Below are 26,336 nucleotides of genomic sequence, written 5' to 3' on the forward strand. Positions count from 1 at the left end.
CATGAACAGTCCATCCAATGCCTCGACGGCATCGCTTGCCGAGCACGCTTACCGTATCCGCAGAAACGCCCTGTTGATGGGCGAAGTCCAGGGACAAGGCTACATCGGGCAGGCGCTCGACATCGCCGATGTGCTGGCCGTTGCTTACTTTGGCGCGATGCGCTATCGCCCCGAAGACCCTGAGTGGGAAGAGCGCGACCGCTTCCTGTTGTCCAACGGACATTACGCAATCGCGCTGTATGCGGCGCTGCTCGAAGCAGGCATTCTGCCGGCCGAAGAGCTAGAAACCTACGGCAGCGACGATAGCCGCTTGCCGATGTCCGGCATGGCCAGCTATACGCCTGGCATGGAGATGTCCGGTGGTTCGCTCGGCCACGGCCTGACCATCGCGGTCGGACGGTGCCTCGGACTCAAGCGCAAGCATTCTGCTTCGTTCGTGTACACGCTGTTCTCTGACGGCGAACTGGATGAAGGCGCGATCTGGGAAGGCATCATGTCGGCAAGCCACTGGAAGCTCGACAACCTGATCGCGGTGGTCGACGTGAACAACCAGCAGGCCGACGGCCCGTCCACGCAGATCATGGCGTTCGAGCCGCTTGTCGAAAAACTGGAGGCGTTCGGCTGGTTCACGCAACGCGTCGACGGCAACGATATTGCCGCCGTGGCCGCTGCGTTCGACGCGGCCCGCGCGCATCCCATTGCGCAACCGCGCATGATCATCGCCGATACACGCATGGGTTGCGGCGTGCCGTTTCTCGAAGAACGCGAGAAGAACCACTTTATCCGCGTCGATGCCCACGAATGGCAATTGGCGCTGCAGGCACTCGAAGCAGGGAGACAAGCATGAGCAACGCAACGACAAGCAAGCCGCGCCTGAAGACCTCGGCCATGATCGCCTCGATCGCCAGCGAAGGACAGATCACGCGTTCGGCGCCTTTCGGCCACGCACTGGTGGAATTGGCACGGCAGAACACGAACGTCGTCGGCATGACGGCCGACCTCGGCAAGTACACCGACCTGCACATTTTCGCCAGGGAGTTTCCCGAGCGCTACTACCAGATGGGCATGGCGGAGCAATTGCTGATGGGCGCGGCGGCCGGCCTTGCGCACGAGGGCGCGCAACCGTTCGTCACGACCTATGCGGTATTCGCTACGCGCCGCGCCTATGACTTCATGCATCAGGCCATCGCCGAGGACAACCTCGACGTCAAGATCGTCTGCGCATTGCCGGGTCTGACTACTGGCTATGGTCCGAGCCACCAGGCGGCTGAAGATATCGCGTTGATGCGCGCGATGCCGAACATGACGGTGATCGACCCGTGCGATGCGCTCGATATCGAACAGATGGTGCCGGCGATTTCCACACATAAAGGACCGGTGTACGCGCGCCTGCTTCGCGGCAACGTACCTGCTGTGCTCGACGAATACGACTACACCTTCGAACTCGGCAAAGCGAAGATGCTGCGCGACGGCGCCGACGTGCTGATCATCTCCTCCGGCATCATGACGATGCGCGCACTTGAAGCGGCGAAGGCGTTTGAAAAAGATCGGATCGACGTGGGCGTGCTGCACGTACCCACCGTCAAGCCGCTCGACACCGAGACGATTCTCCGCGAAGCGAAGCGATCGGGTCGGCTCGTGGTGGTAGCGGAGAATCACACGGTAATTGGCGGTCTCGGCGAAGCGGTGGCGGCGGAACTGATGCGCGCGGGCGTGTCCTGTCCGTTCCGGCAGGTGGGACTGCCGGATGCGTTCCTTGCTGCCGGTGCGTTACCTACGCTCCATGACCGCTACGGAATTTCCACGTCGACGATGGTTGAGGCGATCAAGCGGTGGTTGGTCTGAGGCAAGGCACTCGCCGTCAGACGGGTGACTCGGAATCAGGGGAAATTCGCGGCTGCCGAGGTGCGAATGTCCGGAAAGCAATCTGTAACTGCCTCAGAAACGCAAGCGCGTGTCAGCGCCTTCTATCGGTTGAATGAGACAGCACACGGGGAGCGGCGATACGTTACGTGCCTACGCCTGCCGCGCTGTCGGCGCCGCCGTCCGGCACCTGTATGTAGTCGTCCTGCGAAAGGTCCCTTATTCAGGCTCCGTCGTTGGCTCCGCACGCTCCGACACATCATTCCCCTTCGCGTGCATGCACTCCAGGTACGCGAGATCGTATCTTTGTTGCACGTTCAGTTGTGCCCGCGGCACGTGGGCGTCGCTCGCGGCGCGCGTGTCGACACCGCTCGCCAGCTGCTCCCTCGCATACTGTTTGCACTGCGCATCGTCCCGCAGAAAAACGGTGAATGGCTTGTCGCGCCCCGGCTTCACGGCTACCGCCGGCCCTATGGGCTGCGACACGCATCCGGCGGCAACCGAGCAGGCCGTCACGGCAATCTTGATTCGACAAAGAATACTCACGGCGTCCGTCCCTATCCGAGGCTATCAAGATAGCAGCGTCCCGACGGAGAGGAAGTAAAGGGTAATAAGGTCGACATGCATGCTCTCGCTTGCCTGATAACTTCGCGAAATAGGGATTCCCTACGACGGGTTAACGGCGAGCGGCCCGACGTCTTAAGGGCGACGCAAATCCCGCGCGGCGTTACGATATCTGCGTTCAACCGACAGCCGATTCCTTCCGCTCGACCGCCGCCCCATGGAACTGAAGCAGATCCAGTATTTCATCGCTCTCTTCGAGGAGGGCACCGTGACCCGCGCGGCCAAGCGGCTGAACATCGCGCAGCCCGCGCTCAGCATGCAGATTTCGAAGCTCGAAGCCGAAGTGCGGCAGACACTTTTCGCGCGCGGCCCGCATGGCATGGCTCCGACCGAAGCGGCGCGGCTCATGTACCGCCTCTACACGCCGATCATGCGCGACATCGAACATGCCCGCGAGCATCTGAGCCGGCGCGATGTCATCGTGACGGGACGCGTGTCGCTCGGGATGGTGTCGTCGGAGGCGCAAAGCGTGCTGCCCGAATCGCTCGCACGGTTCGACGCCCTTTTTCCGCAAGTCGAAGTGTCCGTCGCGGACGGCTTCAGCGCGCAACTCATCGACGCCGTCGAAGCGGGCCGACTCGATGCCGCGATCATCAACAAGCCGCGCGGGCGGCTCACGCTCGACGTGGAGCCGCTGCTGGTGGAAGAAATGGTGCTGGTGACGAGCGCGGCGCACGGGCCGGATCTGCCGGAGACGATGCATCTGGTCACGCAGTCCGGTATCGAATTTGTGCTCCCCACGCGCCGCAACGGACTGCGCGGCGCGCTCGACGCCGCCTTGATGGCCGCCGACGTCGTCATTCAGCCGAAGTTCGAGATCGATCTGCTCAGCACCATCGTGCAGTTCGTCGAGCAGAGCAGCATCGCGACGATCCTGCCGCGCGTCGTGGTGCAGGCGAAGGTGGACGAAGGCCTGCTGCGGGCGCGCACGATCGACTCGCCGCCGATCGTGCGTCACATCATTCAGGTCACGCACCCGAAGCGCCCGATCGGGCCGGCGGCGCAGGCGCTCATTGCGATCATCACCGAGGAGATCCGGCGCGTGACCACTGGCGCGCGGGCTTAGTGAAAACTCAACCGCCGCTCGGGCTCATCGGTTCACGCGCGCTGCACGACGCATCGCTGCGCGTGCCGAACAGCGTGTCGCAGATCGGGAACGTGAGGTTGAAGTTCTGCGTCGCCATAAGTTCGGGATCGTGATGCGTGATGTGCAGGCGCCGGACTGTGTTGATGAGCGGCACGCGGTCGAGAAACGGGCTGTCCGTCACATGCGAAAGCGTGTGCAGCCCTTCGTACATCAGATAGTACGCGGCCATCGTCAGGAGCGCGATATAGCCCGCGTTACGCGAGAACGCGAAGCCGATCACCAGCGCGAGCGGCGTGGCCGCGAGCACGAACGCGACCGGCGCAAACGGCGGAAACAGCAGCGCGCGCCAATGCCTGTGGCCCTTGTACTCCAGCGTCACATGCGTGAAAAAGCGATGATGAACCGCGCAATGGCGCTTGTAGACCATGCTGAAATATTTGGTCGGCCGATGCAGCACGTAGCGGTGCGCGGCCCATTCCGCCCAGTTGCCGAACAGAAAGAGCGGCACGACCGCGAGCCATTCCGCGAACGTCGGCGCATGAAGCTGCGCGGCGCAATAGACGATCACCGCCGTCGTGAAAATGAGCGTGAAACCGAGATGCATCTCTCCGCGATACCACCACGGCGTCGCCTGCACATATTCGTCGCGAAACTTGTAGGATCGCGCGCGAATGTCGTCGTCATACTTCATGATGAGCGTCTCCTCTTTCTATCGGACGATGCGCGGGCGCGCTCTTCGGCGCGCCCGCCGATGCTTGCATGCTTCAGGACGGATTGCGCGCCGCTCCGTTTTCGAGCTTGCCGAGCGTCTCGGGCACGACGAACGCGCCGATCAGGAAGATCACGCTGATCGCGCCGACGAAGATCGCGAGCGTCGACGGCAACTGGCTCGCATCCTTCGCGACGAGCGAGACGAAGGTCGGCATCATCCCGCCGATCGCGAAGCCGATGTTCCATGAAAGACCCGTCCCGGTCGCGCGGATCGCAGTCGGAAAGCGCTCGTTCAGGAAGATCAGGATCGGCGCATAGCCCGCGCTGCCGAGCGCGGAGAGCAGCACCGCGTACACGCCGATCATCGTGATGTTCTGCGCGGTCGGCAGCAGCACGAAGAGCGCAGGCAGCGCGACCAGCCGGATGAGGCCGAGCCACACGAACGCGCTCTTGCGCCCGATGAACGTGCTCAGATGCCCCGCCGCAACGGAGGCGACGACCACCGCCACGCTGCAGATCATCAGGATCGCGGCGGCCGCGCCGTTCGGCACGTGGCTCACGACCTTGAGGAAGGTCGGCAGATAGCCCGACGTGAGGTAATAGCCGCTGCCGCCACCGATGGTCAGCAGCAGGTTCACGAACAGCACCTTGCGATAGTCCCGCGAGAACAGCGTGCGAACCGGCGAGCGCACCACTTCCACCTGCCCGCTCTTGACCTGCGCGGCGGCCTTGGCGGCCTTCTCGGCGGCGAGCTTCTTCCAGAGCGGCGATTCTTCCAGGCTATTGAATACGAAGAGGCCGAGCAGCGAACTCAGGATGCCGGTAAAGAACATGCAGCGCCAGCCCCAGACGTCGAAGAGATCGCCGGGAAAAAGCGACGACATCGCGAGATACGTGAGCGACGCGAGCAGTGCGCCAAGGCCCGCGCCACCGCCGCCGATCAGCCCCGAAACCGCGCCGCGATACTTCGGCGCGACGGATTCCGTGCCGATGGTATGCGTCGAAGCCACCACGCCGCCGACAAACACGCCCTGCACGAGGCGCAGCAGCATAAACAGGACCGGCGCGACGAGGCCCACCTGCGCGACCGTCGGCAGCATGCCGAAGGCCGCCGTCGAGAGGCCAACGCCAACGACCGCGACGATCATCGCCCCCTTGCGGCCATGACGGTCCGCGTAGGAGCCGAAAAGCGCGGAACCGAGCGGGCGCATCAGCAGCGTCACCGCGAACGACGCATAGACCGCCGCGAGCGAGAGCATCGCGTGCTCGGATGGGAAGAACAGACGCCCGACCACCGGTGCCACGTACAACAACACGAACAGGTCGAACAGATCGAGCGCCCAACCCATGCACGAGGCCACGACTGCGCCCATGACCTGGCGCTGATTGACGTGAAGCGCGGCGGCACCTTCTTGCGCTGCTACGGACATTTGCATCTCCTTGTATGTCACTGGGCCGTCTTTCGATCGCCCCCGTGTCGCAGGCACGTTGGTCTTTTGGCGTGCTCTTGTTGAGGTTAAAAAATCGTCAGTGCGCGGCGGCGAGCGGCGGCGCAGCGGAGTCGCTGGATGCGCCCGATGCCAAGCTCGCGCGTCGCTGCGCGACCATCGCGTGGGCGATCTTCTCGGCGATCATGATGGTCGGTATGTTGGTGTTGGCCGAAGGCAGTCTCGGCATCAGCGATGCATCGACCACGCGCAGTCCCTGCGCGCCGTGCACGCGCCCTTCGGTATCCGTGACGGCGTCGCGATCCTGCGCGCCGCCCATGCGGCATGTGCCGCTCGCATGCCACACGCCGAACACGTTCGCGCGGATGAAGTCGGCAAGCGCGCGGTCGTCGGCCAGGAGCGCGGCCATGTCCAGCCCGCGCGTGAAGAAGCGTTCGATCAGAAAACGACGCAGCGGCGCGGGCGTATCGAGCAGCGTGCCGAGCATCGAAGTCAAAAGCGCGTTGCGCTCGCCGACCTGGCTCAACGCCTTGACGCGCGGAGAAAACGCCGCTGGAAAGAAGTCGCGCGGATCGCGTCCGAGCCCCGACGCCTCGACCACGCTCGCGAGCATCCGCACGCCGGTAGCGAGCCGTTGCAGATCGCGTTCGTCGTCGAGCAGATTCAGGTCGACACGCGCAGCGGCGGCGGTATCGGCGGATACGAGCTGCACGCGGCCGCGCGAGTACGGCCGGTTGCACCACAGGAAGAAAAGGCCCAGCCGGTTGCCCAGCTCGTGCCATGCCGCGCGCGTCGCGCTCGACAGATACAGGTCCGACTCGTCGCAGCCCGCGACGCCGGAGCTCATGCGCGCGGCCATCATGCTGGCGCGGCGTCGCGCGAGCGGCATGCGAAAGCGCGGTTCGAGAAAATGACAGAACGTGAGCGACGGATGATCCTGCAGATTGCGCCCGACGCCCGGCCGATCCACCGCACACGCGATGCCGAGCGCCGCGAGTTCGCGGGCATCGCCGATACCCGCGCGCATCAGCAGCGCAGGCGACTGAAGCGCGCCCGCGCTCAGCACGACTTCGCCCGCCTCGAAACGCACGCGCTCGCCGCTTTGCGCCAGCGCGATCACGCCGCGCGCCGCCGCGCCTTCCATCACGATGTGCTCGACGCGAAGGTTCGAATACACCGTGAGATTCGGGCGCTTGCGCGTGGCTTCGTCGAGATAGGCGATGGCCGTGGACACGCGCTTGTCGTCGATGTTCGAGAACGCGCCGGGGAAAAAGCCGTCGCCAAATTCGCCGTTCTGATCCTGCAATTGCGCGACGCCATTCGCGCGCAAGCCCTTGGCGAACGCATCGCAGAACGGCGGCCAGTCTTTCGGCATGATGCGGCGAATCGGCACGGGGCCGTCGCTGCCGTGCAGTTCGCCGCCCGGAAAGTTGACGTCGCGTTCCAGCTTGCGAAAGTACGGCAGCACGTCACGCCACGCCCAGCCATCGGCGCCGTTCGCAGCCCACTCGTCGTAGTCGCGCGGCAGGCCGCGATTGGCCGATTGCACGTTGATGCTCGACCCGCCGCCCATCACGCGGCCCTGCTCGTAGACGCGCGGCGCGGCGTCCCTGGTGGCTTTCGCCTTCAGGTCCGGCCAGATGTAGGTCTCGCCACAGAAGACGGGCATCGGATAGCTGTCGAGGATGGCGGCGGGCACCGCGCCCGGCGGCGTATCGGCGCCTGCTTCGATCAGCGCGACGCGCAGCGACGGCACGGCCGACAGCCTATGCGCCAACACGCATCCCGCAGAGCCGCCGCCCACGATTACGTAATCGAAGCGTTCCATCCTCTGTCTCCTGTTCTTCTGTGACGCTGCTTATCAACTTCCGCGAAACACCGGCTTGCGCTTGCCATGGAACGCCTCGACGCCCTCGCGGAAATCGTCCGATGTGCGCAGCCGGCTATAGCAATGCCCTTCAAGTTCAATAGCAATGGAAAGCGGCGCATCTTCCGAATCGTTCAGCAGCTTCTTCGCGGTGCGCTGAGCGAGCGGTGAGAACGCGCGCAGTTCGTCGACGAGCGCATCGGTGGCGGTTTCCAGTTCCGTGTCGGCCACGCAGTCCACCGCAATGCCCCACTCGTAAGCCTGCTTCCCCGGAATGCGGCGCGAGCGCATCACGATGTCCTTCGTCCGGCCGATGCCGACCATCGCCTGAAGACGAGCCGAGCCGCCCGAGCCGGGAATCTGCCCGAGCTTTTGCTCCGGCAGCGCATAGAAGGTCGTTTCGGTGACGATGCGGAAATCGCAAGCCAGCGACAGCTCGAACCCCACGCCGAAGCAGAAGCCGCGATTGGCCGCGATCACCGGCTTCGAGCAACGGGCGGGCGCCGCGATATTCCACGCGAGCTTCGACACGTGCTCCGGCGACGCTTCCAGAAAGCCCTTGATGTCACCGCCGCTCGAAAAGTGCTCGCCCGTCGCGCGCACGACGATCACGCGCACGCGCTCGTCGTCGTCCAGCGCCTCGAAGACGAGGCGCAACTGGTCGCGCGCGCGCATCGAAATGACATTCAACGGCGGCCGATGCAGGATGATGTCGGCGCGCTCGCGTTCGGCGTCGATCTCGACCGAGAAGCCGTCGAGTCCTTGCAGCAGCGTCTGGCCGCGATGGTTCAAATCGCTCATATCGGGTTACTCCTTTGTGGTCTGTGTGGGTTGAACGTTGCCGTCGGATGCGTATTCGCCCGCCGAGAGCTTGCGGCGCAGAATCTTGCCGACCGGCGACTTCGGAATATCGTCGACGAACACGTAGTCGCGCGGGCGCTTGAAGTTGACGAGGTCGGACTGGCGGCACCAGGCGTCGAGCGCCTCGGCATCGACGTATTCGCGGCGCTTGATGAACGCGACCACGCGCTGGCCCCAGCGCTCGTCCTTGACGCCCGCGACCGCGACTTCATCGACGGCCGGATGCAGCGAGAGCACCGATTCGATATCCACCGGCGAGATGTTTTCGCCGCCGCTGATGATCATGTCGTCGACGCGGCCGGTCACGTACAAATCGCCGTCGCGGTCGAAATAGCCGGTGTCGCCGGTGAAATACCAGCCCTCGCGCAGCGACTTCGCGTTCGCGTCCGGGCGGTTCCAGTAGCCTTCGAATGCTTCGTCGCCGAGCAGGTCCGCGATGATCTGGCCTTCCTCGCCGGCCTGTGCGATCTCATCGGGCGACACGGCGTCGAGCTTCACGACGCGCAGCCGCGTGTTCACGCCCGCGCGCCCGGCGCTGCCCGGCTTGCGCGTCGCGTCCTGATCGATGCTGACCGTGTAGACCTCGGACGAACCGTAGTGATTGACGAAGATCTCCGGCTCGAACGCAGCCGACAGGCGCTTGAGCAAACCATCGTTCATCGGCGCACCCGCGAAGCCTAGCTTTCTGACCGACGACGTATCGGTGCTGGCGAACGCGCTGTCCGCGAGCAGATCGTGATAAAGCGTCGGCACGAGATAGAGGCACGTGAGCGCGTACTTCGCGATGGATTCGAGCGCGAGCTTCGCGTTCCAGCGACGCACGCAGACGAAGACACCATCGACGAGCGCCATCGAAAGCAGCGAGCGCACGCCCATCGTGTGATAAAGCGGCATCACGCCGAGCGTGCGTTCGCCGCGCCGGTACAGGTTCTGCGCGACGTGCGCGAGCGCGCCCGCGCGTTCATGCCGATGACGGCGCGGGACACCCTTCGGCTTGCCGGTCGTGCCGGAGGTGTAGAGGATCAGCGAGATATCGTCGGCGGTGGCGTGCGTCGTCTCGCCGGTGCGCGTGCGTTCCGCGAGCAGCGCGTCGAAGGCCATCGTGCGGCCGGGGGCGTCGTCCAGACCGATGCGCGGCACGTGCTGCGCGGCGGCGCTTTCCACGACGGCATCGGCGCAAACGGGTTCGTAGACGATCGCCTTCACGCCCGCATCCGTCACGCAGTACTCGACTTCCTCCGGCTTCGCGCGCCAGTTGAGCGGCACGATCACGATGCCCGAGAATTGCCCCGCCCAGTGCAGCGTCGCCATTTCCCAGCGGTTTTGCAGCACGACGAGCAACCGGTCGCCGCGTTGCAGCCCGAGTTCGCGCAGGGCATCGGCGACATTCAGAATCATGCGATGCCACTGCGCATAGGTCAGTTGCATGTCGCCATCGACGAGCGCGAGCGCGTTCGGGCTGCGCTCGACGCTTTGCAGAAACGTGCGGCCGAGATCAAGCATGTTCGGCCTCCTTCTTGCCGCGCGCCTCGACCTGACGACGCGCTGCCACATCGAGCACGGCCGCGACGATCGGCGTATAGCCGGTACAGCGGCAGATATGGCCCGAGAGCATGTCGCGCACCTGATCCTCGGTCGGATTCGGCACGCGCTGCAGATAGTCCGCACATGACATCAGAATGCCCGCCGTGCAGAAGCCACATTGCAGCGCGTGATGGCGCTGGAACGCCTGCTGCAAATCGCCGAGCGTCTGGTCGGGCGCAAGACCTTCGACTGTGTCGATGCGCCGCGCATCGGCCTGCACCGCGAGCATCAGGCACGAGCGCGCCGCGACGCCATCCACGTGCACCGTGCATGCGCCGCACACGCCATGCTCGCAGCCGACATGCGTGCCGGTCGCGCCCAGTTCGTGGCGGATGAAATCCGACAGCAGTTCGCGCGGCTCGCAATGGCCGCTGCGTTCGCGGCCATTGAGCGTCAGCGTGATGCGCCGCTGCTCCCCTTGCCGCATGATGTTGTCCGATGTGTTGCTGCTCACGTAGCCTCCTCGATCACGCGCCATCCCAGTTGCCGGACGAGATTGCGTCGATATTTCGCGCTGATGTGCGCGTCGTCCTGCGCGTTCAGTTTCCAGCTCAGGTCGTTCAATGCGCCGCGCAGGTCGTCGCCTGTCAGACGCGGCCAGCTTTCCGCCACCGGCCGGTCCGCGACGCCGCCGACCGCGATACGGATCGAATCGTCCGTCACCACCGCCGCGCACGCGACGATCGCGAAATCGCCGTGCCGCGCCGAGAACTCGGTGAACGCATAGCGTTCGCCGGGCTTCCTGAGCGGAAAGCGCACGGCTTCCACGAGTTCGTTTGGCTCGCGCGCGGTCATCAGCATTCCCTGAAAAAAGTCCTGCGCGGCGAGCGTGCGGCGCTTCTTTTTCGAGCGCAGCATCACGTCGCCGCCGAGCGCGGCCAGCACGAGCGGCAGTTCTGCGCTCGGGTCCGCATGCGCGACGGAGCCGCACACCGTCCCGCGATTGCGAATCTGAAAATGCGAGATATGCGGGAACGCCATCGCGAGCATCGGCACTTCGTCGCGCAGCGTGGGACGCCATTCGACGCTGCCTTGCGTCGCCGCCGCGCTCACGACGAGATGGCCTGCTTTGTCATCCACGCGCACGGCGTCGAGTTCGGCGGTGCGCGAGATATCGACCAACACGCGCGGCTGCGCGAGCCGCATGTTGAGCACGGCCATCAGCGATTGACCGCCCGCCAGCACGCGCGCGTCGTCGCCGGTTTGCGCGAGGGCGTCGAGCGCGTCTTGCGTCGTCATGGCGCGCAGATAATCGAACGGCGCGGGCTTCATACGTGCCTCCTGAAGCGGGCCAAAATCCGCGCAATCCACGACTTGCGCTGCTCGACGGGCTGGCCCGCCGCCTGCCGTCCGAGCGATTCGAACAATTGCTTGAGCACGACCTTCGCCGCGCCTTCGAGCATGCGTGCGCCGACCGCCGCCACCTTGCCCGACACCTGCGCTTCATAGTCATAAGTGAGGCGCGTGCCGGTTCCCTGCGGCGTCAGTTCGACGAGACCGTTGCCGCGCGCGCTGCCGAGCGGCGAGATGCCCGCGCCCGCGAGCCGCAGCCGGTGCGGCGCGTCGATCTCCGACAAGCCGATGCGCGCCTCGAAGCGCGCCTTGATCATGCCGACGCCCACCGTCACGTCCGCGCGATACTGATTCGGCGCGGTCTCGTCGAGCGCATGGCAGCCGGGAATAACCTTCGCGAGCGCCTTCGGGTCGAGCAGCACGCCGAACACGGCTTCGGGCGTCGCGGGCAAATCGACCGTGCCGCGCGCCGTCAACGCCTTGCCGCCCGGCGTCGCGGGCTTCGCAGCCGGTGCTTCGCGCAGTTCGGGCCGCGACGGTTCGGGATCGTCGATGCCGATCAGCGCCATCACTTTGGGCGGCGTGAGCGGCAGGCGGATATCGTCGACGCCGAGGGCATCGGCCACCGCATTCGCGATGCACGGCGGCGTGCTCATGTTGTTGCCTTCGCCGAGCCCCTTCGCGCCGAGCGGCGTGAAGGGCGACGGCGTCTCCAGATGTACGATCACCGGGTCGGGCACTTCGCAGGTCGTCGGCATCAGATAGTCGGCGAGCGTGCCGGACTGGAAACTGCCGTCCGCGCCGTAGCGGAACTCTTCCATCAGCGCCGCGCCGACGCCTTGCGCGAACGCGCCGCGAATCTGGCCATCGGCGAGTGCGGGATTGAGTAGCGTGCCGGCGTCGTGCGTCGTCACATAACGGTCGATGCGCACGCGCCCCGTCACGCGGTCTACTTCCACGCCGCACATGTCGAACGCGAAGCCATACGCCGCCGACGTGTTGATGCGATCCTGCTCGTCGGGCGCGTCCATGTGCGGCGGCGACCAGAAGACGCTCTCGCGCAGACCCGGCTCCTCGCCTTCCGGTAACAGCGCGGGCGCCCAGTGCGGCGCATTGCTTGCGGCGCGCGCGAACGGCAACGCGCGCTCTTCGGCACCGTTCGGAAAGACGCGCGCGCCTTCGAAGCGCACGTCGCCGGGCGCGCAGTCGAACTGCTTCGCGAGAATGCGCGCGAGCTTTTCGCGCACGCGGGTCGCGGCCAGATGCACCGTGCCGGCCACCGCGCCCGCGAATCGGCTCGAATAATTGCCCGCCGCGACGGACCACGCGTCCTTGTGCGTATCGAATTCGACGTTCACGACGATGTCCTTCGGGTCGAGCCCGAGCACATCCGCGACGACTTGCGCGCACACCGTCATGTGGCCCTGGCCCGCTGGCGTCGACGCGATGGTGACGACCACGCCGCCGAGCAGATCGACGCTCACCGTCGCGCTGGCGATCGCGCCGTTCTTCGGCCCGGCTTTCTTGCGGGCGTCGGGCGGCATCACAGTCGTGATGTATCCCATGTTCGATACCGACGGCTCCACGATCGCCGCGAAGCCGATGCCATATAGACGCCCAACTTTGCGCGCCGCGTCGCGTCGCGCGACGAGTTCGTCGTAGCCGCCTTCGGTCATCGAGCGGCGCAGCGCTTCCTGATAGTTGCCGGAGTCGAGCAGCGCGCCCGCCGTCGCGCGATACGGAAAGGCATCGGCGGGAACGAAGTTGCGGCGGTACACATCGAGCACATCGAGCCTCAGTTCGACGGCGATACGCTGAATGAGCCGCTCCAGCGCGAAGTAGACCTGCGGTCCGCCGAAGCCGCGCACGAGGCCGGTCGGCGTCTTGTTCGTGAGCACGACGCGGTTGCGCACGACGAGATTCGGAATGGCATATGCGCCCGTCAGGCAGCCGTGCATCCGGTAGAAGGTCGCGGGTTCGGGCGCGCGCACGTAGCCGCCGATATCTTCCAGTTGATCGTAGGAAAGCGCGACGATGCGGCCATCGCTTTCAACGGCCGCTTCGATGGTCGAAAGGCGCGCGGTCGCGGAAGTCGCCGCGCTCAGGTGTTCGAGCCGGTCCTCGACCCATTTCACCGGCGCGCCGGCCCGGCGCGAGGCGAGGCACATCAGCACGACATACGGAAACACCGCCTGCTTGACGCCGAAGCTGCCGCCTGAATCGCGCGGGGCCTTATGACGCAGACGGTTCGCGGGAACGTTGAGCGCCATCGCCATGACGGCGTGCAGCGAAAACGGTCCCATGAAATTGGATGTGACGTCATAGCCTTCGCCGCCCGACAGATACTCGGCGATGACCACGCCGCATTCGATCGGCGCGCACGTGTTGCGCGGATAGTGCGCGACGAGCTTCACGCGATGCGGCGCGTTTTCGAACGCGGCTTCCGGTTCGCCATAGCGGAAACGCCGGTCGCTGATCACGTTGCTGCCGACGCGCTCGTGCAGCACCGGCGCATCGCCCCGCACCGATTGTTCGATGGACGTGACCGGATCGAGCATCGCGTAGTCGACCTTGATGAGGTCGAGCGCGTCTTCCGCTAGCGCGCGGGATTCCGCCATCACCACCGCCACCGGCTCGCCGACGTAGCGCACGCGGTCCATCGCGAGCGCCCACTGCTCCATCGGCGACTTCACGCCGACGACGAAGGGTCGCGACCACGCACGCAGATCGTCGCGCGTGAGCACGGCGTGCACGCCGTGCAGCTTCGATGCGGCTTCGGTATCGATGGAAACGAGTTCCGCATGCGCGTGCGGCGAGCGCAGAATCGCTGCGTGCAGCGTGCCGGGCTTCACGGCGATATCGTCGCCGTAGCGGCCGCGGCCCGTGAGAATCGCGGGGTCTTCGAAGCGCTGCAGCGGCTGGCCGACGTGGCGCTGCGGCTTCGCGGCATCGCTGTCGGCCACGCGCGCGTTGATATCGGCAAATCCGGTTTCGCGCTGATTCATGGCGTCACTCCGTCATCTTCGCCGCGGCTGCCGAATTCATCGGCGAGACCGCTCCAGCGGCGCGCAATCTCGCCGTGCTCGATGCCGAGCAGATCCAGAATGCGCCCGACCGTGTGATCGACGACATCGTCGATGGTCTTCGGATGCGCATAGAACGCCGGCACCGGCGGCATTACGATGGCGCCCATTTCGGTCGCGAGCGTCATGTTGCGCAGATGCGCGAGATTGAGCGGCGTCTCGCGCGCGACCAGCACGAGGCGGCGGCGCTCCTTGAGCATCACGTCGGCGGCGCGAGTCAGCAGATTGTCCGCGAAGCCGTTCGCGACACCCGCGAGCGTTTTCATCGAACACGGTGCAATCACCATGCCTTCGCTGAGGAACGAACCGCTCGCCACGGCCGCGCCGATATCGCGCACGTTATGCACGACGTCCGCGAGTTGGTCGACGTCGCCGCGCGTGAGGCCGAGCTCCTGCGCCGCCGTCACTGCACCCGACGCCGACACGATCAGATGCGTCTCGTGCGTGCCGAGGCGCCGCAGCGCAGCGAGCAGCCGCACGCCGATGACCGCGCCGCTCGCGCCCGATATGCCCACGACGATGCGCTTCTTCCGCTCAGCCATGATCGCGCGCGAGGTAGGCGTCGAGCGCGCTGTTGTCGGCGGCGACGAGCGCGGTCAGATCCGCGGTGTCCTGACCCGGGATGCGCACGCGTGTGAAGACATGCGCCGGATAGACGACCGGGCGCGTCGCGTCGAGTCCCATCTTCGCGCTGATGCCTTGCAGATGCGCGGGGGCGTCGTCGGGCTGGCCGACCGTCGTCGAGGGATCGAGCGGCGAGCCTTGCGCGCCCGCGATGACGACGAGATCGCGGTCGGCCTGAAAGCGCGTCGCAATCGCCCATTCGATTTCTGCGGGATCGTGCACGTTCACGTCCGTATCCACGACGACGACCAGCTTGATGTCGTAATGCGCGCCGAACGCGCAGAGAATCACGTTCTTCGCTTCGCCTTCGCGTTTCTTGTCGAACTGCACCCACAGGTGATAGCGGCACACACCGCCTACCGACAGATGCACGTCCTTCACCGCCGGATGGCTGCGCTGAAGGTGCGCGAGGAGCGTCGCTTCGCGCGGAATCGCGCCGAGCAGCAGATGCTCCATTTCGGCCGGCACGATCGTATGAAAAATCGGGTCGCGCCGGTGCGTCACCGCCGTCACTTCAATGACTTCGCGCGCTTCCTTCGCGCTGTAGTACTTTGGGAACTCGCCGAATGGGCCTTCCGGCTCGCGCACGTTCGGCAGAATGCGTCCTTCTATGACGATCTCCGCGAACGCGGGCACATGCACACCGCTCGTCACGCATTGCGCGACCGGCAGCGGCGCGCCGTGGAGCGCGCCAGCGATTTCGAGTTCGTCGTTATCGATGGGCGTGATCGCTTGCGAAGCGAGCATCGTCAGCGGATCGACGCCAATGGCGACGGCCACGTCGAGCGCATCGCCCGCTTCCTCGGCGGCGCGCTGGAACGCGTAGAGATGGCGCGGCAGCAGCAGTATCGCCATGCGATCGCGGCCATGCACCTGAATGCGGTTGATCGACACGTTCTGCACGCCGGTGCGCGGATTGCGCGCAATCACGAGACCCGCGGTGATGTACGGGCCGTTGTCATGCTCGCTATGCGTGGGAATAGGCAGAAGCGCGTGCAGATCGATTCCGCTCGTATGCGCCACTTGCTGGCACGGCGCGTCCTCACGCGCAATGACTTTCGACGCGAGCGGCTCGGCGGCAGCGGCGGAAAAACGTGCGAGCAAAGCGGCTTCGTCGACGCCCATTGCTTCGGCAATCCACGCCCGCTTCGACATGAATCCGCTCACGACCGGAACCGCATGGCCGCCGGGGCGCGTGAAAAACGCCGCTTGCGTGCCGTCGAGGCGTTTGGCGATAGCGGCGAGTTCGTGTTCGAGCGCAACCGGCTTGTCGATGGTCGCGAGGCGTCCCGTCTTCGCGAGATGCGCGAGCCAGTCGCGCAGCGAGAGCGAGCCCGCCTCCGAGCCTTCCGGGGCCCACGAGAATGAGGAAATGCCGTTCTTTGCGGCATCGCGTATGTTCATCAGCGTCTCCATCTGTGCTGTGCCCGGCAAAGTGATGCCGCAGCGATCGATGGGGTCAAGCGTAGCGATATCGCGCCATAACTTCTAATAGTGTTTTCTGATGCGCTGGATCATTCACTCTTATATCAGTGTTAGCCCCGATGACAGCGTTCTTACGGTTACGTATCAATAGATCCGTCCCGCAACCCGTACTGGCGGGCGCGGGCGGCAACGGCGCGCGGCAGGCACGCACCGTTCGACGTGATAATGCAGGTGGTGGCTATTAGCATCGCTGATGCACGAGGGGTGAGATGGACCTCAAGCAAATTCAGTACTTCATCGCGCTGTTCGAGGACGGCTCGGTTACGCGGGCGGCCAAGCGCCTGAATATCGTGCAGCCCGCGCTCAGCATGCAGATCGCGAAGCTCGAGGACGAACTGCATCAGCAACTCTTCGAGCGCGGCGCGCACGGCATGGCGCCGACCGCGGCGGGGCGGCTGATGTATCGCCTGTTTCTGCCGATCATGCGCGACCTCGCACACGCGCGGCAGCAGATCGTTCAGCGCGATGAAGTCGTGACGGGACACGTCGGCATCGGGCTGATTGCGTCCGTCACGGAGAGCGTGCTCGCGGATTCGCTCTCGCGCTTTCATGCGCAATATCCGGATGTCGAAGTCACGGTCGCCGACGGCTACAGCGCGACTTTCATCGACTGGGTGGCGGGCGGTCAGTTGGAAGCCGCGATCATCAACAAGCCGCGCGCGCGTCTGTCGCTCGACTCCCGCGCGCTGCTCGACGAAGAGATGGTGCTCGCAACCAGCGCCGCGCACGGCCCCGATCTGCCGCACGCCATTGAACTCGCGCAGCTGCCCGAACTGGAACTCGTGCTGCCGACCAAGCGCCACGGCCTGCGCGGCGTGCTCGACAGCGCCGCGCAGCATGAAGACGTGCTGCTCGCGCCGCGCTTCGAAATCGACGTGCTCTCGACCATCCTCAAGCTCGTCGAAAACACGCGCTTTGCGACGATCCTGCCGCGCATCGTGGTCGAGCGCGCCGCGCGGCATGGCACCTTGCGCGCGTGCCCGATTCTCGCGCCGCGCATCGTGCGGCATGTCGTCTGCGTGAGCCATCCGCGAAGGCCGTTGAGCGCGGCGGCCGAAGCGCTGATCGCGATCATCGGCGACGAGCTGCATCAAGCCTCGAATATTTCGTGTAACGAACCATCCCATTCTTTGAAGGAACGCTCCGCATGAACGCATCACGCCGGATTGCCGGCGAATGGACCGGCACGCCTACGTTCGACAGCATCGATCCCGCCACGGGGGAGGCCATCGGCGAGTTCGCCGACGGCGGCGCGGATGAAGCCGATGCCGCCATCGCCGCCGCGCGCCATGTGTTCGATCGCACGACGTGGGCGCAGGATGCACGTCTGCGTTAGGACGTGCTGCGCGGCGCGGGCTCCGGCCATGCGTTTCTGTCGCCGACGCTCGTCGAGCATGGCGATCCGAAGGCGTTCTTCTGTCAGGACGAGATTTTCGGGCTGTTCGTCGCGCTCGAAGTTTTTGAAAGCGAGCAGGAAGCACTTGAGAAGGCCAACGATACGGTCTTCGGCCTGTCGGCCAGCGTGTGGACGCACGACGGCGCGCGCGTTGCGCACCGCGCGGGCGCTGCGCAACGGGACAGTGTGGATCAACGATCACAACAAGCTGTTCGCGGAAGCGGAAACGGGCGGCTACCGGCAAAGCGGGCTCGGGCGTCTGCACGGTTACGACGCGCTCGCCGACTTCACCGAGATCAAGCACATCTGCATGCCGGCGGGCATCGTGGAAGGCGTGGCTCCGCTTCGTTGATGCGCCAAAGGCGCGTCTCGCGTCCGCCGCTATGCGGCATCAACGCGGCAAGCCAGATCGCGACCGCCACCGCGCCGCCGTCGGGCCAACCCACCGCACGCGCGCCGAGATAGCTCGCGCGTCCGGCGCGTGGCGCCATGCTCGCGGTTTCGTCCGCGCCCTTAGCCGTCGAGGCCGCATTCCAGCCCGGAGTAAAAAACCCCGCGATAAGCCGAAAGCAGAGTTGTCGGTCCTTCTGGCGCAGAGATGGGTCATCGCCCGCCTACGCAATCAGCGCTTCTTCAGCCTGGACGACGCGCTCGGTGACTATCTGCCCGATCTCCGGCGACCCGTGCCTCCGCTCGATCCGACGATCGATTTCGCATTCAAATCAGTGGCTTAGGTCGAGATGGGAGATGCGGGATACGGCGGATTTTTTGCGAATCCCGGCCGACCCTCCGCCTCGCTCAAAATACCGGAAGCCGAATCAGCGCGCTGAAAACCTGGCGCTCTCGTTACAACGTAATGGCGGGAATGTTCTATGACGCCGACTTTTGGTCCCTTCTACTCACTACCGATCCTCACTTTTTGAAGCGCGATCGATTACGCATGTGGGTGATGCTTTCACGGCACGCTCACAGCAACTACGGGAGTATCGAATGTCTAAGGCACCGTCCCCTGAAGTCGATATTAGAACACTGCGCAAAGTCATCATGGCTGCCTCGATTGGTAACTTTGTTGAATGGTTCGATTTCGCAGCGTATGGTTTCCTCGCAACTATCCTCACTAGCGAGTTTTTTCCGAGCAGCGATCCATCCGCGGGCCTCCTGAAGACTTTCGCGGTGTTTGCAGTGGCTTTCGCATTTCGTCCGGTCGGTGGCATAGTGTTTGGCGTAATTGGAGATAGGATTGGGCGCAAACGCACGCTGGCGCTGACCATCTTGATGATGGCCGGGGCGACCACACTGATCGGCCTGCTGCCGACCTACGCCGCCATCGGTGCTCTCGCGCCGTTGTTGCTAACCGTGATTCGCTGCGTGCAGGGCTTTTCGGCCGGTGGTGAGTATGCTGGCGCCTGTGCCTACGTAATGGAGCACGCCCCGCAAAACAAACGCGGCTGGTACGGCAGCTTTATTCCCGTGTCGACTTTTTCTTCATTTGCGATCGCGGCCGTCGTCGCGTATGCGCTTGATGCAACGCTTTCGGCTGATGCAATGCGCGCGTGGGGATGGCGCGTGCCGTTCCTCGCGTCCGCACCCATCGGGCTCATCGGGCTGTACCTGCGCATCAGTCTCAATGAAACACCCGCCTTCCGCGCTCTTGAAGGCGAGCACCAGGTGGCGCATGCGCCGTTGCGCGAAACGTTCCGTACGCAGGCGGGCGGCATTCTGAAGCTCGGTGCATTTATTTCAGTGACAGCATTGTCCTTCTATACCTTTACTACCTATTTCGCGACATATCTGCAGGTCGTAGGACACATGAGTCGCGCAACTTCGCTGCTGATCACCGTTGTGGCACTTTTGTTTGCTGCGGCCATTTGTCCGCTTGCCGGCCTGTATTCTGATTTCGCCGGGCGCCGCATGACATTATTCACCACGTGCGCGCTGTTGATTGTAATCGTCTATCCCTCGTTCTCGCTCGCGGGCTCGGGACAATTTCTGTCAGCACTGATCGGCGTGGCAATGCTCGCGACAGGCGCGGTGTTGTCGGGCGTGGTGACGGCTGCGTTGTTGTCGGAAGTGTTCCCAACCAGGATGCGCTATACCGGGTCGGCCATTACCTATAACCTCGCCTACACGATCTTCGGGGGCACCGCGCCGTTGGTCGCTACCTGGTTGATCGGCACGACCGGAAACAATCTGTCGCCCGCTTTGTATCTGATCGCCGTATCTTTCATGGGCCTGATCGGCGGGATGATGCTTCCAGAAACTTCACGAATGTCCTTGCAAGATGTGGGCACTGACAACGACCCAGCTATAGGCGAGATGCTCGGAGCGCAGCGACCGCTCAGGTAGCCCGGATCGTTCGAAGCTTTCCCGAGACTGCCGGCCGGCACGACGCGCGGCTTTGGCGTCGGCGAATTCCGCGAGGTTGGCCGCCTGATCCTCGAAGTGTTCGATGCGCTGGGCCGCCATCCGGATGGGGATGCGGCCACTGAACAGCGCGTACGCCGTGAGATTTTCGCGCTGTGCGAACGCTTTCCGATTTACTGATTCGCCGAATCGCCAAGCTTGCGCACAGCCATAGCGACCCCACACGCCAGAAGCCTATACGGAGGATCGAATGAGCAATCTGCATGAGAACAGCATCATCATCGACGGCCTGAACATTTCGAAATTCGACCGCTCGGTGTTCGAGGACATGAGGAAGGGCGGCATCACCGCGGCCAACTGTACGGTGTCGGTGTGGGAGAGCTTTACGAAGACCGTCGACAACATCTCGTTGATGAAGCAGCAGATCCGCGCAAACAGTGAGTTGCTGACGCTCGTGCGCACCACCGAAGACATCGCGCGTGCGAAGAAGGAAAACCGCACTGGGGTGATCCTGGGCTTCCAGAACGCGCATGCGTTCGAGGACAACCTCGGCTATATCGAAGCCTTCGCCGACATGGGCGTGCGCGTCGTGCAGCTTTGCTACAACACGCAGAACCTGGTCGGCACCGGTTGCTATGAGCGCGACGGTGGGCTGTCGGATTTCGGCCGCGAAGTGATTACCGAAATGAACCGCGTCGGGATCATGGTCGATCTGTCGCACGTTGGTGGCAATACGTCGTCGGAGGCCATTGCGTTCTCGAAGAAGCCGGTCTGCTATTCGCATTGCCTGCCGTCGGGTCTCAAGGAGCACCCGCGCAACAAGTCCGATGAACAGCTGAAGGAAATCGCCGAGGCCGGCGGCTTCATCGGCGTGACGATGTTTGCGCCGTTCCTCAAGCGCGGAATCGATGCGACGGTCGAGGACTACATCGAAGCCATCGACTATGTCGTCAACCTGGCCGGCGAAGATACTGTGGGCATCGGCACCGATTTCACGCAGGGCTACAGCGTCGACTTCTTCGACTGGCTCACGCACGACAAGGGCCGCTATCGCCGTCTGACGAACTTCGGCAAGGTCGTGAACCCGGAAGGCATCCGCACGATCGGCGAGTTCCCGAACCTCACCGCGGCCATGCAGCGCGCAGGCTGGCGCGAGACGCGCATCCGCAAGATCATGGGCGAAAACTGGGTGCGCGTGTTCCGCGATGTCTGGGGCGCATAAGCACCGAAGACCGATCCTCATTCATCGAAACGCGACGGGCGCCGTGACGAGCGCTCGCGCGAACCGAAACTCACCCCTCGGAGCACCCTCGCGATGCAACCGCAACTGCCGATCGACGTCGATCCGAACACTGGCGTCTGGACCTCTGACGCACTGCCGATGCTGTACGTCCCGCGCCATTTCTTCACGAACAATCACACGGCTGTCGAAGAGGCGCTCGGGCGTGATGCCTACGCGGAGATCCTCTACAAGGCGGGTTACAAGTCGGCCTATCACTGGTGCGACAAGGAAGCAAAGCAGCACGGCATCAGTGGCATAGCCGTATTCGAGCATTACGTGAAGCGTCTTTCGCAACGAGGATGGGGCATCTTCACGATCGTCGAAGTCGATCCGGTGAGCGCGCGTGCGCGCGTCGAACTCCGTCACTCATCCTTCGTGCTGGCGCAACCGGGCAAGCACGGCAAGCTTTGCTACATGTTCGCGGGCTGGTTCGCCGGCGCTATGGACTGGGTGAACGACACTACTGAAGCTGGCGAGGGCGCTCCGCGCTCGCAGTCGAAGGAAGTGCAATGCGCAGCGGAAGGCCACGACCACTGCGTGTTCGAAGTGTCGCCAGTCGCGCAATAAACCGTTTTCTCGCAATAAGCTGACCTGAGATGCTGAGAGACGGCGCCGGAGCGTAGGCCATTGCAGTACGCGAGAACGGACATCGTGTCCCTGACGCGACGTACAAGTGCGTATTCGACGGCAAGTCGAGCGCAGATTCCACGCTTGCCCGAGCGCAGATTCCACGCTTGCCCGAGCATGAATTTCACGTGAAGTCGAGCGCTGGAATGTGAGGTAACCACGCGGGTAACCCATGGCACCCTCGACGTTTTTGCGTCGGGAGTGCGAATGCCGAACAACAGGTTATCCATGCGTCAGATCAAGGAAGTCTTACGGCTCTATTAGGTCTATTAGGGGGGCCCCGGTAGGCGCGATTTCCTGTCATAAGCGCCGGGGTTATGTACCATTAGCGACTCCCCCGCAAAAGTGTCATAGCGTGACATATAAAATCCGCTGTGCGAGTAGGGCCGACAGGGTCACGGGAACGAAATCCGGCCCCCGCATTCGCCTCCCTACGGAGCGGTCCGAATTCAAAGCAGATATCCGCGTCGCTACTGAGCACCCTGGGGACTGACCGCTTAGGCCGACAACGTGCTGGCCAATCTGACCGAGCGAATGGCCGTTGCACCTGGCGGATGCCGCCGATCGCCGTCCTTTCCACTCCGCCGTAAAATAGCTTCGCCTGTGACAGCGGAGAGTACAAGGCGCTATGAAAATCCGTACGCGGTTCGTCACCGCAATATTGGCGGTGCTCGTCGCCATCGCGGTGCTCTTTATCCCGTTGCCGCAGCGAATTGCGCTCGACACGCGCATCATTTCGGTTGCGTCGATACAACGCCCTCCCACGGTCGTGTTCGACTATGTCACGACGCCGGCTCACTGGCCAATCTGGCATCCGTCATCGCTCGCGGTCAGCGGTTCGGTGGAACATTCGCTCGATGTGGGCGAGCAGGTAACGGAGGAATTCAGGGTGGCGGGCAGGCGTGGCCGCGTTGTGTGGACAGTCGCGGCACGTGTGCGTCCGAGCAAGTGGGTGATAGCAGGAAAGATTGACGGCAGATCGGCCGGCACCGTCACTTATTCGCTGACATCGACCGTGAGCGGAACCCGTTTCGAACGTGAATTCACCTATCGCGCGCCGTCGTTGTGGTTCGCGATATTGAACTGGTCCGTGCTGCGCGCGCGGATTCAATCTGAATCGGATACGGCAGTCTTGCGACTTAAGAGCCTTGTGGAAGCGTCACCGCAGCATTAGCAACGTCGCTCGGCTGGCGTTGTGACTTGGCGTTTTCACGACCAGACTGAATCCTTGGGTACAAGTCTGCTAGTGGCCATTCGTGAGGGCAATCGAAGCGCAAGAGGGTGCCATATGCGGTCGTTCGCCATTGCCACGATTTGGACATTTGAGTGTCCGTTCACACAGGTTGAATCCGCTATTCATTGGAAAGTCCGCTTCGGATCGCGGGCCTAGACCGCTCGCGCGGCAGGGGCTCCGATAGACGGTGGCGCAATGGAGAGGAAACCGACTCTGTCTTCATGTCGTCGGGCGGGGAAATCCGCCTCGTCTTCCATCGTGGGAAGCATCGACGGCCACATGTCGCCGAGATCGGTGGGGCAGGAGGTGAGCAGAACTTCCTAGCGCCAATCGTCGAGGACGAAGTCGTTAGGGCGGCTGTAGGCAGGCTCGTTAGGCCGATGCATGGTCACCACCTGCATTTGGCTGCGGAAACCGCGTGCCATCATCTGGCGATAGGCTTGCTCGCGCCCGGTATTGACCCCAACCAGGACCCTCGCCATCCCCAATGCGGTGGCGAGCGCGCCGGCGGCGTCGAGCAGCGCGCCGAACCGATCGGAGGCACCCGGACCGGGGCGCACCGCGCCGAATTTGATGAAGAGACAATCGGCACCGGCCTCGCTCGCCGGTCCCCAATGGCAAACCGCGAAGCCGCCCAGCTGGCCCGAACGCTCCCATAACAGCAGGGCGTCGCCGAGGCCGCGCGCGGCGACGGTGCGGATCTCAGCGGAGAGATCGAGGCCGTCGAGGATCTCGTCGCTGAGCGCGCGGCTCGCTTCTTCCGCCGCCCGCCGCTCGCCGGCCGCGAGCGCCGTATAGCGCGCGTCCTGCGGCAGCGGGCCGGACGCCGCCGCCGGCGCCGCCATGATCGCGGTGAGAAAGCGCGGATAGAAGCCGAACTTCTGATAGAGCCAAATGTGCTTCGTGCTTTGGGCGAACGTGCACAGGCCGGCATGGCGCGTGCCCCAGTCCGCGAATTGTTCCGAGACCGCTGCGACCAGCGGCTGGGCGATGCCCTTGTCCCACAGATCAGGGCGAACCGAGAGTGGGCCGAAAAAGCCGACACTGCCCCAGTTGGTGGCGAAGTTGACGCCGGCGAGCGTGCCGTCGTGGTCGGCAGCGAAGGCGGCGGTATGCTCGCATCCGAAGCGGCCATAGACGTAGTCGAAATCGGTCCAGAAATTATCGGGATCGGCGACGCCGAAGAAGGTACCGAAGGCGCGCCGCACGATGCGCTGCCCCTCCGGCAGGTCGCGCTCTTCAAGTGGACGAACGTTGAGCATGTTGGCAATCCCCCGTCCTCGGCCATGACCTGCAACGATCGTAGCATACGGTCGGGTCCTCGCGAATAGGCGGGGCGGAGGTCTGTTGAGGTTTACGGGCGCCCCCGTCAGGCCGAGGTCGTTAAGGTTTATTCGATGCCTGCCATCGGCCGCAGGAATGTGCATGCCTCCGCGCATGTCGGCAGGCGTCGAATAAGCCCGATGGAGGAAACCGCGGAGTGCTCCGATGCGCTCGGAGCTTCACGGCTATGGCGATTGATAGACCGGGATGCTGAGTGGCGTCGGATGCGGCACGGTCAGGCGAGGTGCCAAGCGGGCGCTGACGCCGTGGCGGAGCGGTGCAGTCGTGCATGCGCGAGGATGACGCGCGCGGGCGAAGCGCTTCGCGAAGCGACACGCGCAAACGTCCGCCCCTGGGCCGCGTTGCCGCAGAGCGAACGTTCGACAGGCAGGTCGAGGAACCGTGGAGTTCATGTCTGATCCCGGCGCATTGGCGGTGCACGGATCGGGGCGCTGCGCGCGAGGATGTCGATGACGATCATCGGTGCGCCGCAGTGCCGGCAGATGAAGACGGGGCGGGTTGCGACGATGGCCTCGTCCGGTGACGGGCTGATCTCGGGTGCGACGTGCAGCAGATTGCGCACCCTCGCGAGACTGGTACGGCGCACCGGGTTGGCGAGCAGTCCGTAATGACCGATCCGATGGAAGCCGCCGGGTAGCACATGGAGCAGGAAGCGGCGTATGAATTCGCCGGTTTCGAGGGTCAGGGTCTTGTAGCGGGTGCGTCCCTTCGCACGGTAGTCCTTCCAGCGGAACGTCACGCCACGCTCATCGAAGGTGACCAGGCGCTGGTTGGAGATGGCGACGCGGTGCGTGTAGCGTGAGAGGTACTCGAGCACCGCCTTCGGTCCGGCGAACGGGCGCTTGGCGTAGACCACCCATTCGCAGGTACGTAGCGGCGCAAGCCACCGGGCAAAGGTGGCGGGGTCAGCGAGCCCGGTGTACTCGCCGAAGAACTGCAGGTCGCCACGGTGGTGAACCGACTGGAGTGCCTCGAGGAAGCGGCGCCGGAACAGGCGTGACAGGACGCGCACGGGCAGGAAGAAGCCGGGCCGGCAGGCGATCCAGCGCTCACCGTCAGGCGACAGCCCGCCACCGGGCACGATGCCGTGCACATGCGGGTGATGCGTGAGCGCCGAGCCCCAGGTGTGCAGTACGAGCGTGGCGCCGACCCGGGCGCCGAGGTTCCTGGGATCCGCGGCGATGGTACGCAGCGTGTCAGCGGCGATGTCGAGCAGCAGGCCGTAGATGATCCGTTTGTTGTACCAGGCGATCGCACTGACGGGCGCGGGCAGCGTGAAGACGACGTGGAAGTATTCGACGGGTAGCAGAGCGGCCTGGCGTGCCTCCAGCCAGCGGTGTGCGGCGCTGGCCTGGCACTTCGGGCAATGCCGGTCACGGCACGAGTTGAAGGACACCTCTGTGCTTGCGCAGCCTGAACAGCGCAGCACATGTCCGCCCAGTGCCGCCGTGCGGCACCGTTCGATGGCCGACATGACCTTCAGCTGCCCCAGGCTCAGGTGTGTCGTGGTTTGCCACGCTGGTCCATGGCTGCGGAAGATGTCCGCAACCTCCAGCATG

21 protein-coding genes and 3 pseudogenes are annotated in these 26,336 nt (G+C 64.2%); 11 read left to right on the top strand and 13 right to left on the bottom strand.

The window, feature by feature from the left end; translation table 11 throughout:
• The first annotated feature begins 1 nt into the window (after nt 1).
• From OKW37_RS25540 to OKW37_RS25550, 3 genes are all read left to right on the top strand, one after another.
• Nucleotides 2–847: a transketolase gene (locus OKW37_RS25540; RefSeq protein ID WP_184063147.1), complete on the top strand. Its 846-nt coding sequence runs from the start codon at nt 2–4 to the stop codon at nt 845–847.
• Entirely contained in the window at nt 844–1,845 is a 1,002-nt protein-coding gene (locus OKW37_RS25545) for a transketolase family protein (protein WP_429402571.1), read from the top strand. Before OKW37_RS25540 ends, OKW37_RS25545 begins: the two co-directional genes overlap by 4 nt.
• Before the next feature lie 799 nt (nt 1,846–2,644).
• Complete coding sequence (locus tag OKW37_RS25550; RefSeq protein ID WP_184063151.1) at nt 2,645–3,553, top strand: LysR family transcriptional regulator; 909 nt, start codon at nt 2,645–2,647, stop codon at nt 3,551–3,553.
• 7 nt (nt 3,554–3,560) lie between these two features.
• On the opposite strand, the gene OKW37_RS25555 is transcribed toward OKW37_RS25550, so the two are convergent.
• The 10 genes from OKW37_RS25555 to OKW37_RS25600 all read right to left on the bottom strand — a co-directional run bounded on the left by OKW37_RS25555 (nt 3,561) and on the right by OKW37_RS25600 (nt 16,449).
• A complete protein-coding gene (locus tag OKW37_RS25555) occupies nt 3,561–4,265 on the bottom strand; it encodes a sterol desaturase family protein (protein WP_429402572.1) in 705 nt (234 codons plus the stop codon).
• Nucleotides 4,266–4,338: 73 nt separating this feature from the next.
• On the bottom strand, nt 4,339–5,715 hold the full coding sequence (locus OKW37_RS25560; protein WP_184063153.1) for an MFS transporter: 1,377 nt from the start codon (nt 5,713–5,715) through the stop codon (nt 4,339–4,341).
• A 97-nt stretch (nt 5,716–5,812) separates the two neighbouring features.
• Nucleotides 5,813–7,561, bottom strand: coding sequence for a GMC family oxidoreductase (locus tag OKW37_RS25565; RefSeq protein ID WP_429364365.1), 1,749 nt, complete (start codon nt 7,559–7,561; stop codon nt 5,813–5,815).
• Between the two features lie 33 nt (nt 7,562–7,594).
• Nucleotides 7,595–8,401: an enoyl-CoA hydratase/isomerase family protein gene (locus tag OKW37_RS25570; protein ID WP_184063157.1), complete on the bottom strand. Its 807-nt coding sequence runs from the start codon at nt 8,399–8,401 to the stop codon at nt 7,595–7,597.
• A 6-nt stretch (nt 8,402–8,407) separates the two neighbouring features.
• Nucleotides 8,408–9,964: an AMP-binding protein gene (locus tag OKW37_RS25575; RefSeq protein WP_429353023.1), complete on the bottom strand. Its 1,557-nt coding sequence runs from the start codon at nt 9,962–9,964 to the stop codon at nt 8,408–8,410.
• On the bottom strand, nt 9,957–10,472 hold the full coding sequence (locus tag OKW37_RS25580) for a (2Fe-2S)-binding protein (protein WP_260321345.1): 516 nt from the start codon (nt 10,470–10,472) through the stop codon (nt 9,957–9,959). Before OKW37_RS25580 ends, OKW37_RS25575 begins: the two co-directional genes overlap by 8 nt.
• 23 nt (nt 10,473–10,495) lie before the next feature.
• Nucleotides 10,496–11,317, bottom strand: a complete 822-nt coding sequence (locus tag OKW37_RS25585; protein WP_090807402.1) for an FAD binding domain-containing protein — start codon at nt 11,315–11,317, stop codon at nt 10,496–10,498.
• Nucleotides 11,314–14,343 carry a xanthine dehydrogenase family protein molybdopterin-binding subunit gene (locus OKW37_RS25590; protein WP_429509971.1) on the bottom strand — a complete coding sequence of 1,010 codons (3,030 nt, stop codon included), beginning with the start codon at nt 14,341–14,343 and terminating at the stop codon, nt 11,314–11,316. Before OKW37_RS25590 ends, OKW37_RS25585 begins: the two co-directional genes overlap by 4 nt.
• Nucleotides 14,340–14,963, bottom strand: a complete 624-nt coding sequence (locus OKW37_RS25595; RefSeq protein WP_090807398.1) for a UbiX family flavin prenyltransferase — start codon at nt 14,961–14,963, stop codon at nt 14,340–14,342. The genes OKW37_RS25590 and OKW37_RS25595 overlap by 4 nt, the downstream gene beginning before the upstream one ends.
• The gene (locus OKW37_RS25600) at nt 14,956–16,449 is read right to left on the bottom strand and encodes a UbiD family decarboxylase (protein WP_184063165.1); all 1,494 of its coding nucleotides are present in this window, start codon (nt 16,447–16,449) and stop codon (nt 14,956–14,958) included. Before OKW37_RS25600 ends, OKW37_RS25595 begins: the two co-directional genes overlap by 8 nt.
• Nucleotides 16,450–16,739: 290 nt before the next feature.
• Here OKW37_RS25600 and OKW37_RS25605 point away from each other — a divergent pair, with 290 nt between their 5' ends.
• From OKW37_RS25605 to OKW37_RS25615, 3 genes and pseudogenes are all read left to right on the top strand, one after another.
• Nucleotides 16,740–17,681 (top strand): LysR family transcriptional regulator, encoded by a 942-nt coding sequence (locus tag OKW37_RS25605; protein ID WP_429402573.1) that lies wholly within the window; start codon nt 16,740–16,742, stop codon nt 17,679–17,681.
• Complete coding sequence (locus OKW37_RS25610) at nt 17,678–17,866, top strand: aldehyde dehydrogenase family protein (RefSeq protein ID WP_429402574.1); 189 nt, start codon at nt 17,678–17,680, stop codon at nt 17,864–17,866. The genes OKW37_RS25605 and OKW37_RS25610 overlap by 4 nt, the downstream gene beginning before the upstream one ends.
• 3 nt (nt 17,867–17,869) lie before the next feature.
• Nucleotides 17,870–18,278, top strand: a pseudogene (locus OKW37_RS25615) (aldehyde dehydrogenase family protein); the annotation flags it as partial.
• 31 nt (nt 18,279–18,309) lie between these two features.
• Here OKW37_RS25615 and OKW37_RS25620 read toward each other — a convergent pair.
• Nucleotides 18,310–18,462 (bottom strand): annotated as a pseudogene (locus OKW37_RS25620) (DAK2 domain-containing protein); the annotation flags it as partial.
• A gap of 454 nt (nt 18,463–18,916) precedes the next feature.
• On the opposite strand from OKW37_RS25620, the gene OKW37_RS25625 reads away from it, so the two are divergent.
• From OKW37_RS25625 to OKW37_RS25645, 5 genes and pseudogenes are all read left to right on the top strand, one after another.
• Nucleotides 18,917–20,272, top strand: a complete 1,356-nt coding sequence (locus OKW37_RS25625; RefSeq protein WP_429402575.1) for an MFS transporter — start codon at nt 18,917–18,919, stop codon at nt 20,270–20,272.
• A gap of 30 nt (nt 20,273–20,302) precedes the next feature.
• Nucleotides 20,303–20,470: pseudogene (gene glyA, locus OKW37_RS25630) on the top strand (serine hydroxymethyltransferase); the annotation flags it as partial.
• Between the two features lie 70 nt (nt 20,471–20,540).
• Nucleotides 20,541–21,512, top strand: coding sequence for a dipeptidase (locus OKW37_RS25635; RefSeq protein WP_429402576.1), 972 nt, complete (start codon nt 20,541–20,543; stop codon nt 21,510–21,512).
• A gap of 93 nt (nt 21,513–21,605) precedes the next feature.
• A complete protein-coding gene (locus tag OKW37_RS25640; protein ID WP_429402577.1) occupies nt 21,606–22,139 on the top strand; it encodes a DUF5943 domain-containing protein in 534 nt (177 codons plus the stop codon).
• Between the two features lie 688 nt (nt 22,140–22,827).
• Entirely contained in the window at nt 22,828–23,373 is a 546-nt protein-coding gene (locus OKW37_RS25645) for an SRPBCC family protein (RefSeq protein WP_184063177.1), read from the top strand.
• A 380-nt stretch (nt 23,374–23,753) separates the two neighbouring features.
• On the opposite strand, the gene OKW37_RS25650 is transcribed toward OKW37_RS25645, so the two are convergent.
• Nucleotides 23,754–24,695 carry a GNAT family N-acetyltransferase gene (locus OKW37_RS25650; RefSeq protein ID WP_429402578.1) on the bottom strand — a complete coding sequence of 314 codons (942 nt, stop codon included), beginning with the start codon at nt 24,693–24,695 and terminating at the stop codon, nt 23,754–23,756.
• 470 nt (nt 24,696–25,165) lie between these two features.
• Nucleotides 25,166–26,335, bottom strand: a complete 1,170-nt coding sequence (locus OKW37_RS25655) for an IS91 family transposase (protein WP_429353032.1) — start codon at nt 26,333–26,335, stop codon at nt 25,166–25,168.
• Nucleotide 26,336: the final 1 nt, after the last annotated feature.

The organism is Paraburkholderia sp. MM5482-R2, assembly GCF_050436125.1.
Classification (GTDB): Bacteria; Pseudomonadota; Gammaproteobacteria; order Burkholderiales; family Burkholderiaceae; genus Paraburkholderia; species Paraburkholderia tuberum.